This window comes from Nocardioides candidus, from assembly GCF_041321175.1.
Classification (GTDB): Bacteria; Actinomycetota; Actinomycetes; order Propionibacteriales; family Nocardioidaceae; genus Nocardioides.
In genome coordinates, this window is sequence record NZ_JBGGWC010000004.1 from 170,560 (window position 1) to 183,972 (window position 13,413).

At 72.3% G+C, this 13,413-nt stretch carries 10 protein-coding genes; 5 read left to right on the forward strand and 5 right to left on the reverse strand.

The genetic code is table 11. The features are described 5' to 3' along the window. Nucleotides 1-45: 45 nt before the first annotated feature. Entirely contained in the window at nt 46-1,830 is a 1,785-nt protein-coding gene (locus tag ACAX67_RS17995; protein WP_370705259.1) for a glycoside hydrolase family 9 protein, read from the reverse strand. Between the two features lie 113 nt (nt 1,831-1,943). Between ACAX67_RS17995 and ACAX67_RS18000 the strand changes: the two genes are divergently transcribed. The 4 genes from ACAX67_RS18000 (at nt 1,944) to ACAX67_RS18015 (ending at nt 7,227) form a co-directional block, all read left to right on the forward strand. After that, nucleotides 1,944-2,684 carry an SDR family NAD(P)-dependent oxidoreductase gene (locus tag ACAX67_RS18000; protein WP_370705260.1) on the forward strand — a complete coding sequence of 247 codons (741 nt, stop codon included), beginning with the start codon at nt 1,944-1,946 and terminating at the stop codon, nt 2,682-2,684. A 1-nt stretch (nt 2,685) separates the two neighbouring features. Further along, nucleotides 2,686-3,768: an S-adenosylmethionine:tRNA ribosyltransferase-isomerase gene (locus ACAX67_RS18005; RefSeq protein WP_370705261.1), complete on the forward strand. Its 1,083-nt coding sequence runs from the start codon at nt 2,686-2,688 to the stop codon at nt 3,766-3,768. A 115-nt stretch (nt 3,769-3,883) separates the two neighbouring features. After that, nucleotides 3,884-4,678, forward strand: coding sequence for an ABC transporter ATP-binding protein (locus ACAX67_RS18010; protein ID WP_370705262.1), 795 nt, complete (start codon nt 3,884-3,886; stop codon nt 4,676-4,678). A 2-nt stretch (nt 4,679-4,680) separates the two neighbouring features. Then, nucleotides 4,681-7,227: an ABC transporter permease gene (locus tag ACAX67_RS18015; RefSeq protein WP_370705263.1), complete on the forward strand. Its 2,547-nt coding sequence runs from the start codon at nt 4,681-4,683 to the stop codon at nt 7,225-7,227. Nucleotides 7,228-7,293: 66 nt separating this feature from the next. Here the strand turns inward: ACAX67_RS18015 and ACAX67_RS18020 are convergent, their stop codons facing one another. After that, a complete protein-coding gene (locus tag ACAX67_RS18020; protein ID WP_370705264.1) occupies nt 7,294-8,892 on the reverse strand; it encodes an ABC-F family ATP-binding cassette domain-containing protein in 1,599 nt (532 codons plus the stop codon). Nucleotides 8,893-8,959: 67 nt separating this feature from the next. Between ACAX67_RS18020 and ypfJ the strand changes: the two genes are divergently transcribed. Continuing rightward, nucleotides 8,960-9,940 (forward strand): KPN_02809 family neutral zinc metallopeptidase, encoded by a 981-nt coding sequence (gene ypfJ, locus ACAX67_RS18025; RefSeq protein WP_370705265.1) that lies wholly within the window; start codon nt 8,960-8,962, stop codon nt 9,938-9,940. A 27-nt stretch (nt 9,941-9,967) separates the two neighbouring features. On the opposite strand, the gene ACAX67_RS18030 is transcribed toward ypfJ, so the two are convergent. Genes ACAX67_RS18030 through ACAX67_RS18040 form a run of 3 tightly spaced genes read right to left on the reverse strand, consistent with a single transcriptional unit; the run spans nt 9,968 to nt 13,399 of the window. Then, the gene (locus ACAX67_RS18030) at nt 9,968-10,867 is read right to left on the reverse strand and encodes a phosphotransferase (RefSeq protein ID WP_370705266.1); all 900 of its coding nucleotides are present in this window, start codon (nt 10,865-10,867) and stop codon (nt 9,968-9,970) included. 31 nt (nt 10,868-10,898) lie between these two features. Then, nucleotides 10,899-12,461, reverse strand: a complete 1,563-nt coding sequence (locus tag ACAX67_RS18035) for an ABC transporter permease (protein WP_370705267.1) — start codon at nt 12,459-12,461, stop codon at nt 10,899-10,901. Further along, on the reverse strand, nt 12,458-13,399 hold the full coding sequence (locus ACAX67_RS18040; RefSeq protein ID WP_370705268.1) for an ABC transporter ATP-binding protein: 942 nt from the start codon (nt 13,397-13,399) through the stop codon (nt 12,458-12,460). Before ACAX67_RS18040 ends, ACAX67_RS18035 begins: the two co-directional genes overlap by 4 nt. Nucleotides 13,400-13,413 lie beyond the last annotated feature (14 nt).

Here is a 13,413-nt window from a genome sequence, read left to right on the forward strand (position 1 = left end):
CCAGATCCGCCCGCCCGTCCCGATGGTCCGCGCGGTGCGGCGCGGTCAGGCCGGCGAGAGCAGCGCGAAGAGCAGCAGGGCGGGCGCGTTGTAGGCCAGCCCGATCTCGTTCATCACGTAGTCCTGGTGGTCGTCGCGGTGGTAGACCTGCTCGGGCGTGTCGAGGTTGGTGAGCACGACCGGCGGGCAGCAGTAGCCGCGCTGGCTGTCGATGTCGGCCTGGGTGTCAGGCCCTCCCGGCACGGCGCCCGCGATGCGAGGCGCTCCGATCCCGGTCGTCCAGTGGTAGGGGCCGGTCACCCCGTTCGTCACCGTCCCGGTGCCCGACCTGCCGACCACCTGGAGCCGCACGCCCCACGGGTTGACGCCGAGGAACCAGCCCGTCGCCCGTCGCATGCTCGGGCTGTAGTCGTGCGGTCCGGCGCGGTCGGCGAGCTGCAGCGTGACCGCGTCGGCGAGGTCGTTGCGCACGGCGCCCCAGAGCGGCTGACCGGCGCGGCCGAAGGCGGTGCGGTGCGCCACCTCCCACTCCATGTTGTCGCCGCCGGAGGCGAGCACGGCGCACGCCGGGTTCTTGTACGCCGCCGGGGCGGCCGGCGCGCCGAGTGATCCGCACAGCTCGGCCGCCGGCAGCACGGCTACGTCGTAGCCGTCGGCAGTGATGCGCCAGCTGTCGGCCCCGCTGTTGGTGACGGTGTTGAGCGCCGCGACCGCCGCCTGCGCGTGGCTGGTCTGTCCGGTCACCCGCCACAGCACGGCGTGGGCGAACGCGACGTCGTCGCGCCAGGTGTCCTGCTGGTAGCAGCAGTTGACCCACGCCTTCTTCAGCGACTCCGCCTTGGCCAGCCACTCCTCGGCCGCGGTGACGAGCTGCGTGCGGTAGGTCCCGCTGCGGTGCTCGGCCTCGAGCGCGAGGGCCGCGGCCGCCATCGCGGCGACGTCGGACCCGCCGGTCGTGGCGCCGTTGATGACGTAGGTCTTGCGGTGGGCGATGCCCTGGTTCGCCGACGCGTCGTCGGTCGCCGGGTCGCGGAACCCGTAGTCGTGGTCGATCGTCGCGTTGCCGACCTGGGTCACGAACACGTCCGGGGACGGGTGGGCCTTGAGGAGGAAGCGGATGCCGATCGCGGCGCGGGCGTAGAGCGTGGACCGGGTCGCCGCCTCGTTGCGCCCGGCGAGCTCGAACATGGAGGTGGCGTAGGCGATGGTCTGGGTGAACTTCAGCTGGTCGCCCGCGTCCATCCACCCGCCGCGCACGTCGATCGCCGTGCCCGCGTGCGGGCCGTTGGCGATCTTCGACGTGGCGTCGTTGAGGTGGCTCGGCGCGTGGTACGGCGTGGCCGGCTCCGTGCCGTCGGCGTTCGCGCGGAAGACCGGCAGCAGTGTCTGGAGGACGTCGGCCCACGCTGTCGTCGTGACGTCGAAGTACGCCGACCTGACGCCGTTGACCCGCACCTGGTAGCGCCCGGGCGTCAGCTGGTTGAGTGCCGCCGAGTAGTAGTGCGACCACACCTCGTGGGCGTCCCGGTCGGCCGAGGCCGCGAGGGAGGCGTTCTGCACGGTGCCGGTCAGCACGAGGGTGTCCGCGTCGTCGTACACCTTGTAGGCAGCGCCGCTGATCGCCGTCGGACTCCCGATGATCGCGGGCGGCACGTCGCCCGGCGCGGCGACGAAAGCCACCCGGATCTTCATCGCCGGCTGGGCGAGCGCAGACGAGCCTGCCGGCGACGGCCCGGCCAGGGCGGGGCTCGGCGCGGGTCCGGTCAGGGTCGCACCGGCGAGGAGGACGGTGGTGGTGAGCGCGGCGGCCCACCTTGCCCAGGAGCGCATCCACCGATCGTCGCCCCCCGTGAGCCCGCGCGCATCGTTCTCCAGGATGTTTTTGCGATTCTCGACGCACGGGACTTGACCTCAAGTTAACTTTAAGTTCCAGGATGGAGGGCATGACCTACGAATCCACGACCAGGACCGCCCTCGTCACCGGCGGAAGTGCCGGGCTCGGTCGCGCGCTCGTCGCCGCGCTCTCGGAGCTCGGCTGGCACGTCGTCACCGACGCACGCGACGCCGGTCGCCTGACCGAGCTGCGCCGCCTCCCCCACGCCGACCGGATCACCGCCATCGCGGGCGACGTGACCGATGCCGCGCACCGCGACGCGCTGGCCGCGGCCGTCGACGAGCTCGGTGGCCTCGACCTTCTCGTCCACAACGCCAGCACGCTCGGCCCGGTCTCGGGCGAGTCCCGTTACCGGCTGCTCGCCGACACCACGCCCGAGGATCTCCAGCACGTCTGGCGGCACAACGTCGGCGCACCGCTGGTGCTCACCGCGCTGCTGCTGCCGCGGCTCGCGGCCTCGCGCGGCGTGCTGCTGTCGATCTCCTCCGACGCCGCCGTCGAGCACTACGCGGGCTGGGGTCTCTACAGCGCGTCCAAGGCGGGCCTCGACCACGTGACCCTCACCTTCGCGGCCGAGAACGACGCCATCACCGCCTACGCCGTCGACCCCGGCGACATGCGCACGCAGATGCACCAGGACTGGTTCCCGGACGAGGACATCTCCGACCGGCCCCTGCCCGAGGCGGTGGTGCCACACCTCCTCGCGCTCCTCGCCTCCCGGCCGCCGTCGGGGCGCTACCGCGCGGCCGACTTCCCGGCCCTTCGGGCCGTCGAGCGGACGGGAGCCTGACATGCCGCTGCTCGACGAACGCCCCTCCACGTCGTTCTCCGCACCCAAGTCCGGCTTCGCGCCCGCGCCGCCCGAGCGTCGCGGCGTCGCCCGCGACCGGGTCCGCCTGCTCGTCGCCGACGGCGCGCGCGGGCTCACCCACACCCGCTTCACCCATCTCACCGAGCACCTCCGCGCGGGCGACCTGGTGGTCGTCAACGACTCCGCCACCGTCGCCGGCCAGCTCGACGCCACCTCCGACCGGCTCGGTCCGGTGGTCGTCCACCTCGCGGCGCCGCTGCCCGACGGCACCTGGGTGGTGGAGGTACGACGAGCGCCCGACGCCGACCGTGCCGTGCTCGACGCGCGGCCCGGTGACCGGCTCGAGGTCGCGGCCGGCCTCGCGAGGTTGGAGCTCACGTCGCCGTACCCGGAGCACGCGTCGTCGCCGACCGGTTCGGGCAACCGCCTCTGGCGGGCCACCGCGCAGGGCGGCGACCTCGCCGCGGTGGCGCGCCGCTACGGTCGGCCGATCTCCTACGGCTACCTCGCCGACCGGTACCCGCTCAGCGACTACCAGACCGTCTTCGGCCACCGGCCCGGTAGCGCCGAGATGCCCTCGGCCGGGCGTCCCTTCACGGCCGACCTGGTCACCCGGCTGGTCGCTGGGGGCGTGATGGTCGCTCCGATCACCCTGCACACCGGGGTGTCGTCGCAGGAGGCCGGCGAGGCGCCGCAGGACGAGCGTTTCGAGGTCAGCGCCGCCACGGCGGCGGTGGTCAACGCGGTCAAGGCGGCCGGCGGCCGCGTCGTCGCTGTCGGCACCACCGCCACCCGTGCCCTGGAATCGGCGGTCGAGGAGTCGGGCGGCGTGACCCGTGTCGTACCGGCCCGCGGCTGGACCTCGCGCGTCGTCACCCCGGCGGACCCGCCGCGGGTGGTCGACGGGCTCGTCACCGGCTGGCACGACCCCGAGGCCTCCCACCTGCTGCTCGTCGAGGCCGTCGCGGGCCGCGAGCTCACCCAGCAGGCGTACGCCGCGGCCACGGAGGCGCGCTACCTGTGGCACGAGTTCGGCGACTCCGCCCTGCTGCTGCCGCGCTGAGGCCTCGAGACCGCGGGGGTCGCGCGGCTCGGTCGCAGGCGGCACCGTCCGATCAGGGACGCCTCAGGGGATATCCCGATGCGGGTCTCACCAACGATCCGGCAGGGTGGGGGCCATGACGACCGACTCCCCCATGGCGGCGCCGCCGCGGGCTGCCGCCCGCGCCCATGAGCTGCACAAGGTCTACGGCGCCGGACTGTCCGCCGTCCGCGCGCTCGACGGTGTCAGCGTCGACCTCGAGGCGGGCAGGTTCACCGCGATCATGGGGCCCTCGGGGTCCGGCAAGTCGACGCTGATGCACTGCCTCGCGGCCCTCGACGTCCCGACGTCCGGCACCATCGAGGTCGACGGCACGTCGCTCGCCGGCCTCCACGACAAGGCGCTGACCACCCTGCGTCGCGAGCGGATCGGGTTCGTCTTCCAGGCGTTCAACCTGATCCCGACCCTCACCGCGCGGGAGAACATCCTGCTGCCGCTCAACCTGGCGGGGAAGAAGCCCGACCAGGAGTGGTACGACACCGTCATCGACGCCGTCGGGCTGCGCGACCGGCTCGGCCACCGCCCGAGCGAGATGTCGGGTGGTCAGCAGCAGCGGGTCGCGTGCGCGCGGGCGCTGGTGAGCAAGCCGTCGATCGTCTTCGCCGACGAGCCGACCGGCAACCTCGACAGCACCTCCGGCGCCGAGGTCCTCGCGTTCCTGCGGCGCAGCGTCGACGAGTTCGGCCAGACCGTGGTGATGGTCACCCACGACGCCGTCGCGGCGTCGTACTGCGACCGGGTGCTGTTCCTCGCCGACGGCAAGGTCGTCGACGAGATCCACTCCCCCGACCGCGAGCAGATCCTGGAGCACATGACGGCGCTGCAGGCACGCGTCGCAGGCCCGGGCGAGCCGACGGCGGAGACCGCCTGACCATGCTCAAGCTCACCCTGCGCAACCTCCTGGCGCGCAAGCTCCGCCTCGTCATGAGCGGGTTGTCGATCGTGCTCGGGGTCGCCTTCCTCTCCGGTGTGCTCGTCTTCAGCCACGGCCTGTCCTCCACCTTCGACAACATCGTCTACGGCTCCACGCCCGACGGTGTCGTGCGGCCCGAGGCGCTCTCCGACATCAGCGCGGACGCCCCGATCACCCAGACCACCGCCACCCTGACTCCCGACGTCGTCGACCAGCTGTCCGCCCTCCCGGAGGTCGCCCGCGCCGACGGCGAGGTGCAGGGCCTGGGCATGAACCTGCTCGCGAAGGACGGCACGCTCGTGGGCGGCACGGGCGCGCCGACGCTCGCCTTCAACCACACCGGCGCACCCAACATGGCCGGCGGTGACGTGCTGAGGCTCGACAGCGGGCGGTGGCCGGAGCGACCCGGCGAGGTCGTGATGGACAAGCAGGCCGTCGAGAACGGCGACTACCAGGTCGGCGACGACGTCAAGCTGCTCGCGCCGCGCGGCCAGCTGCAACGCACCGCGACCCTCGTCGGCACGGCGGAGTTCAACGGCGGCGGTACGGCGGGCGCGACCCTGCTCATCTTCTCCACCGACGGCGCCCAGGAGCTCTTCCTGGACGGCAAGGACGTCTTCAACCAGATCAGCCTCACCGCGGCGCCGGGCGTGTCGCAGGAGGAGCTCGCCGAGGCCGCCCAGAAGGTCGCGCCCGAGGGCTTCGAGGCCGTCACCGGCGACAAGGTGGCCAAGGAGGCGCAGGACTCGTTCGGGACGTTCCTCAACGTCATCAACATCTTCCTGCTGGTCTTCGCCGTGATCGCGGTCATCGTCGGCGCCTTCATCATCGTCAACACCTTCACGATCCTCGTCGCCCAGCGCACCCGCGAGCTCGCCCTGCTGCGGGCGCTCGGCGCGTCTCGCGGCCAGGTGACCCGGTCGGTGCTGCTGGAGGCGTTCGTCCTCTCGATCGTCGCGTCCACGCTCGGGCTCGTCCTCGGCCTGCTGCTGGCCCGCGGGCTCGCAGGCGTCTTCCGCGCCGTGGGTCTCGACATCTCGAGCAGCGTGCTCACCTTCACCGGCGGCACGGTGGTCACGGGCTACACCGTCGGCATCCTGGTGACCGTCCTGGCCGCGTTCCTTCCCTCGCGTCGTGCGGGCCGGGTCTCACCGATGGCGGCGCTGCGCGCCGACGTCGCGCCGGAGCGCCGCTCCCTGCTGCGCCGGATGGCGATCGGGGCCGTCGCGTTGGTCGTCGGTGCCGGCTTCGCGGTGGTCGGTCTGCTCGGAGCGCCGGGATCGGACGCCCTCTGGGTCGGCATCGGCTCGGTCATCTGGATCCTCACCGTCGCGGTGCTCTCCCCCGTCATCGGCAAGCCGGTGCTGATCGCCTGCCGCAGCGCCTTCGCCCGGTTGTTCGGCACCCCGGGCCGGCTCGCCGGTGAGAACGCGCTGCGCGACGCCCGCCGCACCGGCGCGACCGCGTCGGCCCTGATGATCGGCCTCGCGCTCGTCTCGACGATCGGCGTGCTGGCGTCGTCGCTGAACAAGTCCATCGACGACTCCGTCGACGAGCAGTTCACGGCCGACTTCCTGGTCAACGCCGTGAACTTCCAGCCCTTCGCCACGACCGTCGGCGACCAGCTCGAGGACGTCGACGGCGTCGGCGTGCTCAGCCGGCAGCAGTACGCCGCGGCGACCGTCGACGGGAAGGCCGAGATCGTCGCCGGCAACGACGAGCACTTCGACGACATCTACACCCTCGACGTCGTGCACGGCACCCAGCACGTCACCGGCGACGAGGTGATCGTCTCCGACGACTACGCCTCGGACCACCACGTCGGGGTCGGCGACAGCCTGGACATGAAGTTCCAGGGCGGTCACACGCTCGACGCGAAGGTCGTCGGCGTCGTGCGGTCCAACGACATCACCGCGTCGATCTCGCTGCCTCTCAGTGCGTTGGAGGACGCCGGGGTCGCCCGCCAGGACACCTCGATCAGCATCAAGCTCGCCCCCGGTGCCGATGCGTCGACCGTCCACGACGCCCTCGACGACGCGGTGAAGTCGCTGCCGATCGTCGGCGTGAGCGACAAGCAGGAGTTCAGCGACTCCATCCGCGGCCAGGTCGACCAGCTGCTCTACTTCATCTACGGCCTGCTGGCCTTCGCGATCATCATCGCGGTGTTCGGCATCGTGAACACGCTCGGCCTCAGCGTCTTCGAGCGCACCCGCGAGATCGGGCTCCTCCGAGCGATCGGCATGAGCCGACGCAAGCTGCGACGGATGATCACCCTCGAGTCGGTGACGATCGCGGTGCTCGGCGCCGTGCTCGGACTCGCCCTGGGTCTGGTGATCGGCATCCTCATCCGCGAGACGGTGAAGGACGACCTCACCACGCTCGCCCTGCCGATCTCCCAGCTGGTCGTGTTCCTGGTGATCGCCATCGTGGTGGGGGTGCTCGCCGCCGTACTCCCCTCGACCCGGGCGGCCCGGATGAACGTCCTCGAGGCGATCGCGAGCGAGTGAGTCGTTTCCCCTGACCTACCGGTCGGGAATTCGCGATTTTTCGACCCGTAGGTCAGGGGAAACGCGTCAGGCGAGCGAGACGAGGTCGGCGTACTCCACGTTCCAGAGGTCCTCGACGCCGTCGGGGAGGATCAGCACCCGGTCGGGCTCGAGCGCGTGCACGGCGCCCTCGTCGTGCGTGACCAGCACGATGGCGCCCTCGTAGGAGCGGATCGCGGCGAGCACCTCCTCGCGGGAGGCGGGGTCGAGGTTGTTGGTGGGCTCGTCGAGGAGCAGCACGTTGGCCTGCGAGACCACGAGGCTCGCGAGCGCCAGCCGGGTCTTCTCGCCGCCCGACAGCACGCCGGCGGGCTTGTGCACGTCCTCCCCGGAGAAGAGGAACGACCCCAGCACGGAGCGCGCCTCGGTGTCGGTGAGCTGCGGCGCGGCCGACTGCATGTTCTCCAGCACGGTGCGCCCGACGTCGAGGGTCTCGTGCTCCTGGGCGTAGTAGCCGAGCTTGAGCCCGTGGCCCGGGACGACCTCGCCCGTGTCGGCCCGGTCGACTCCGCCGAGGATCCGGAGGAGGGTCGTCTTCCCGGCACCGTTGAGCCCGAGTACGACGACCCGCGACCCCTTGTCGATGGCGAGGTCGACGTCGGTGAAGACCTCGAGCGAGCCGTAGGACTTCGAGAGACCGCCCGCCGTGAGCGGGGTCTTGCCGCACGGCGCCGGCTTCGGGAAGGCGATCCGCGCGACCTTGTCGTCCTGCCGCTCCGCCTCCACGCCCGCGAGCATCCGCTCGGCGCGCTTGAGCATCGACTGGGCGGCCTGCGCCTTCGTGGCCTTGGCGCGCATCTTGTTGGCCTGGTCGGTGAGCGTCTTGGCCTTCGCCTCGGCGTTGGCCCGCTCGCGCTTGCGCCGCTTCTCGTCGGTCTCGCGCTGCTGGAGGTAGGCCTTCCAGCCGATGTTGTAGGTGTCGATCGCGGCCCGGTTGGCATCGAGGTGCAGCACGCGGTTGACGGTCGCCTCGAGCAGGTCGGTGTCGTGGCTGATGACCACGAGCCCGCCCGAGAAGGCCTTGAGGAAGTCGCGCAGCCACACGATCGAGTCGGCGTCGAGGTGGTTGGTCGGCTCGTCGAGCAGCAGGGTCTGGGCGTCGGAGAAGAGGATCCGCGCCAGCTCGACGCGGCGCCGCTGGCCACCTGAGAGGGTCTTCAGCTCCTGGCCGAGCAGCCGGTCGGTGATCCCGAGGCTGTGCGCGATCGTCGCGGCCTCCGACTCCGCCGCGTAGCCGCCACCGGCGTGCAGCTCGGCGTCGGCGCGCTCGTAGCGTCGCATCGCCCTCTCGCGCACGGCGACGTCGTCGCTGCCCATCTCGATCTCGGCGGCCCGCAACCGTCGTACGACGTCGTCGAGGCCGCGCGCCGACAGGATGCGGTCGCGGGCGAGCTGGTCGGGATCGCCGGAGCGCGGGTCCTGAGGGAGGTAGCCCACCTCGCCGCTGGTCGTGACCGACCCACCGGCGGGCAGTGCCTCGCCGGCGAGGATCTTGGTGAGGGTGGTCTTGCCGGCGCCGTTGCGCCCGACCAGACCGACCTTGTCGCCTGCAGCGACCCGGAAGGTGACGTCCTCCATCAGGAGCCGGGCACCGGCTCTGACCTCGAGCTGGTGAACGGTGATCATGACATGACCGAGTCTCCCACGGAGCGGACACACGAGCCCAAACGGGCCGATCGCCTAGGGTGCTCGGGTGCGATTCAATCCGAAGGCTCGGCTCGATCGATCTCGCATCCGCGACGCCGGCAGGGGCAGCGGCGGTGGCGGAGGTCTGGGCGGCGGTGGGGGCATGCGCCTCCCGATCCCCAGCAGCCTCGGCGGCAAGGGGATCGGCGGCATCGTGCTGCTCATCGTGCTCTTCGTCGTCGGGCGGATCCTCGGGGTCGACCTGCTCGGCGGCGGCTCGTCGGTCGGCAGCAACGTCTACGACCCGGCCCGGCTGAGCTCGGCCGGCGGCGACACCGGCCGCTACGACGACTGCAAGACCGGCGACGACGCCAACAGCTCCGCCGACTGCGCACGCGTGGCTGTCGAGAACTCGCTCGCCGACTACTGGGGCGACCAGCTCGGCGGGAAGTTCGAGTACGAGGAGGGTGTCGTCACCTTCACGGGCGACATCCAGACCGGCTGCGGCGACGCGACCGCCGACGTCGGCCCGTTCTACTGCCCGACCGACGAGACCATCTACCTCGACACCTCCTTCTACAAGGACGTCCTGCAGGGACAGCTCGGCGGGCCCAGCGGAGCGTTCGTCGAGCCCTACGTGCTCGCCCATGAGTACGGCCACCACATCCAGAAGCTCCTGGGCTTCATGAAGAAGGTGAAGACGCAGGAGGGCCCCAACAGCGACAGCGTCCGGCTCGAGCTCCAGGCCGACTGCTATGCCGGCATGTGGGCCAACCACGCGACGACCACCGAGGACGCGGCCGGCGAGGTGCTCATCCTCGACCTGACGCAGGACGACATCGACACCGCGATGGCCGCCGCCCAGTCCGTCGGCGACGACCGCATCCAGCAGGAGACGCAGGGATCCGTGGACGAGGAGTCGTGGACGCACGGCTCGGCCGCCGAGCGGCAGGGCTGGTTCATGGTCGGCTACAAGTCCGGCGACCTCGACCAGTGCGCGAAGCTGTGGGAGAAGGACCGGGACGTCGACGACATCCCGAGCGTCTGACCTTACCGATCGACCCTGGGCGGGACGTCACAGCTGGAGCAGTGCCTCCATGTGCGGGAACTGGCGCTGGAGCGTGCGCAGGTGCGGCGCGACGGCGGGGTGACGGTACTTCGAGGCGAGCGCACCCTCCCCCTGCGCCGCCCGGGCCAGCGCCCACTCCGCGCGGCTGAGAGCGGTGTAGACCGCCACGACCTGGGCGCCGAGCACCACGTCGTCGCGGTCCGCCGCCGGCAGGCCGAGCAGGTAGGCGTCGAGCAGCGGCTCGAACCCCTCCCGGGCCGAGAGCGAGAGGTAGCCGAGGTCGCCGCCGATCGGGCCGGTGCCGAGGGTCCCCCAATCGATCGCGATCGCCTCGTCGTCCTCCCGTCCCGGGATGTTCCTCGCCGTGGGGTCGCCGTGCTGCGGCACCTGCGGCAACGCGTCGAGCAGGTCGAGCATGGGCTCCCGCCGGCGCCAGAGGTGGTCCGCGACGTCGGCGACCGTGGTCCGGTCGAGGGTCGGCCAGCCGCCGTTGCGGGCGACCCGCTCCATCCGGTCCCGCATCACGTGGCGGGCCAGGAAGCGCGGCCGGGGCAGGTCCGCCGCGGCGAACCGGCCGAGGGCGAGCGCCACGAACAAGCCGCTCGACGACGCGTCCTCGACCCAGTCGCGCACGATCGTGATGCCGTCGGCGTCCTCCTCGGCGGACGCCGGCGAGCCGCGGAGTCCCGGCGTCGCGTCGGTCAGTCCCGTGACGATCACGTCGGCCTCGCGCCGCCAGTAGCCGACGTGCGCCGGGTCCTGGAGCGCGGCCGGGTCGCCCGGCAGGGGCGCGGAGAGCCGCTTCACGACGACCGGGCGGCCGCCGAGTGCCGTACGCCAGACGCCGACGGTCGACGTCCCGGTGCCACCGGGGAGCGCCACCCAGTCGGGCTCGGGCTGCCACATGGCAGGGACGCTAGCGGACCGGAAGCCGGATTCAGCCGATATCGCGCCCGCGGAAGCGCCACCAGGCCACCGCGACGAGGACCGCGGCGACGCCGAGCAGACCGGTCTCGGCGCCCCAGTCCCAGCGCTCGGCGGGCACCTGCGGCACGTGGGAGTACGGCGACAGGTCACCCACCCACGACGGCAGCTCGAGCAGCTCGGCGACCAGGGTGAGGACGAGGAAGAGCGCCGGCCACGCCCATCCCGCCACGGTCCAGCCCGGTCGCAGCGCGAACCCGAGCGTCGCGAGCCCGGCCACCACCCAGACGGCCGGCACCCAGGCGAGTGCCGCGACCACCAGGTCGCCGATGTCCGGGCCGGACGCGGCGACGTAGCCGATCTCGAGGCCGAAGCCGGTCACGAGGAGCAACCAGGCCGCGCCCAGAAGTGCGACGAGCAGCGTGGCGAGCAGCCAGCGCGACCGCGACGTGGCGGTCGCGAGCACCAGCTCGGTGCGGCCCGAGCCCTCGTCGCTGCCGGCCCGGGCGACGACGGAGACGGCGAAGTAGCTGACGACCACCGCGATCATCGACAGCACGGCGGCGACGAGGAGCCCGCCGAGCTTGTCGATCAGCTCCTTGGCGGTGCCGGAGTCCAGCAGGTCGCCGACGCCGGGCGCGATCATGCCGAAGGCGACACCGAGGACGCCGACGGCGACCGTCCACAGCACCACCGCCGCGCCGTGCACCTGGATCGCCAGGGTGATCGCGTCGGCCAGCCGCGGAGAGCCGTGCGCCGGTCCTGGGCGCGCGGAGAGGATGCCTGAGCCGAGGTCGCGGCGCCGCTGGAGCGCTGCCGCGACGACGAGCAGGGCGGCCGCGAGCAGCGGGTGGAGCACGAGGACCCACCAGCGCGGGTCGCCGTACGCCCGGGTCTGGGTGTTCCAGCCGAGCGGCGGGCACCAGCTCAGCCACGCCGGCCCGGTGTCCCCGACAGCCCGCACGACGAAGAACGCGCCGACCGCCCCGGCGGCCGCCGCACCGCAGGTCCGGGCACTGGCCGACAGCTGCGCCGCCACGGCGGCCACGCCGGCGGCGACCAGCGCCGTGCCGGCCCACACCGCCCCGAAGGCCACCGATCCCGCCGCGTCCAGCCCGCCGGCCGTGTTCGCCGCCGCGACCAGCACTCCGAGGAGCGCCGCGAGCGCCACGGCCTCGAGCGCCGCGGCGGCCAACGGCGCGGACCGGCCGACCGCACCCGCTCCGACCAGCTCCGTGCGGCCCGCTTCCTCCTCGACCCGGGTGTGACGTCGGAGCAGGACGATGAACAGCGCGGCGACGAAGACGGCGTAGAGCACCGTCATCTTGGTCATCGCCAGCTCGCCCTCGCTGCGCACGTCCAGGATCGGGCCGTAGAGGGCGACGATCGCCGGGCTGCGGTTGATCGCCTCCGCCGCGCGGACCCGCTCGGCCTCGTCTCCGTAGAGGCCCGCCGTCGCCGCGGCGGAGGCGTAGCAGAGGAGCACCAGGGCGCCGATCGACACCGAGGCGAGGAGGCGGTCACGCCGGAGGGCGAGCCGGACGAGCAGGCGGGTGCCGGCCAGCTCGTCGGTCATCGGCCTGATCCGGTCGGCTGGCGGTAGGCGTCGAGGAAGAGCTCCTCGAGGGTAGGCGGCGTGCTGGTCAGCGCGACCACACCGGCTGCGGTCAGGGCGGCGAGGACCTCGGGAAGGGCGTCGGGGTCGACGGTGCAGCTCACCTGCGCACCGTCGACGGCGAGGTCGTGGACCCCCACGACGCCCGCCAGGTCGGGCAGCTCGCCGCTCACCGTCGCGACCACCTTGCTCCGGTGGAGGTGGCGGAGCGAGGCCAGCGTCCCGGTCTCGACGGTCCGCCCCTCCCGGATGATCGTGACCCGGTCGGCCAGCCGCTCCACCTCGCTCAGGATGTGGCTCGACAGCAGCACGGTCGCGCCGCGCGCGGTGTGCTCGGCGACGCAGTCGTTGAACACCTGCTCCATCAACGGGTCGAGCCCGGAGGTCGGCTCGTCGAGGAGGAGCAGCTCGGGATCGGTGGCGAACGCGGCGACGAGCACCACCTTCTGGCGGTTCCCCTTGGAGTAGGCCCGGGCCCGCTTCGTGGGGTCGAGCGCGAACCGCTCGACCAGCTCGTCGCGCCGCGACGAAGCGGGATCGCCGTGCCGCATCCGGATGAGCAGGTCGACGATCTCGCCGCCGCTGAGGTTGGGCCAGAGGCTCACGTCGCCCGGCACGTAGGCGAGGCGGCCGTGCAGGGCTGCCGCATCGCGCCACGGGTCGCCGCCGAGGAGGCACACCTCACCCGCGTCCTTGCGCAGCAGGCCCAGCAGCACCCGGATCGTCGTCGACTTCCCGGCGCCGTTGGGCCCCAGGAAGCCGTGCACCTCTCCGGGCGCGACGTCGAGGTCGAGGCCGTCGAGGGCACGGAACGCCCCGAAGCTCTTGACCAACCCGTTGATCCTGATCGCCCGCTCGGTCGTCACGGGTCGACGGTATCGAGGGCCGGGCCCCAGCATGGGAGGCTTCGGTC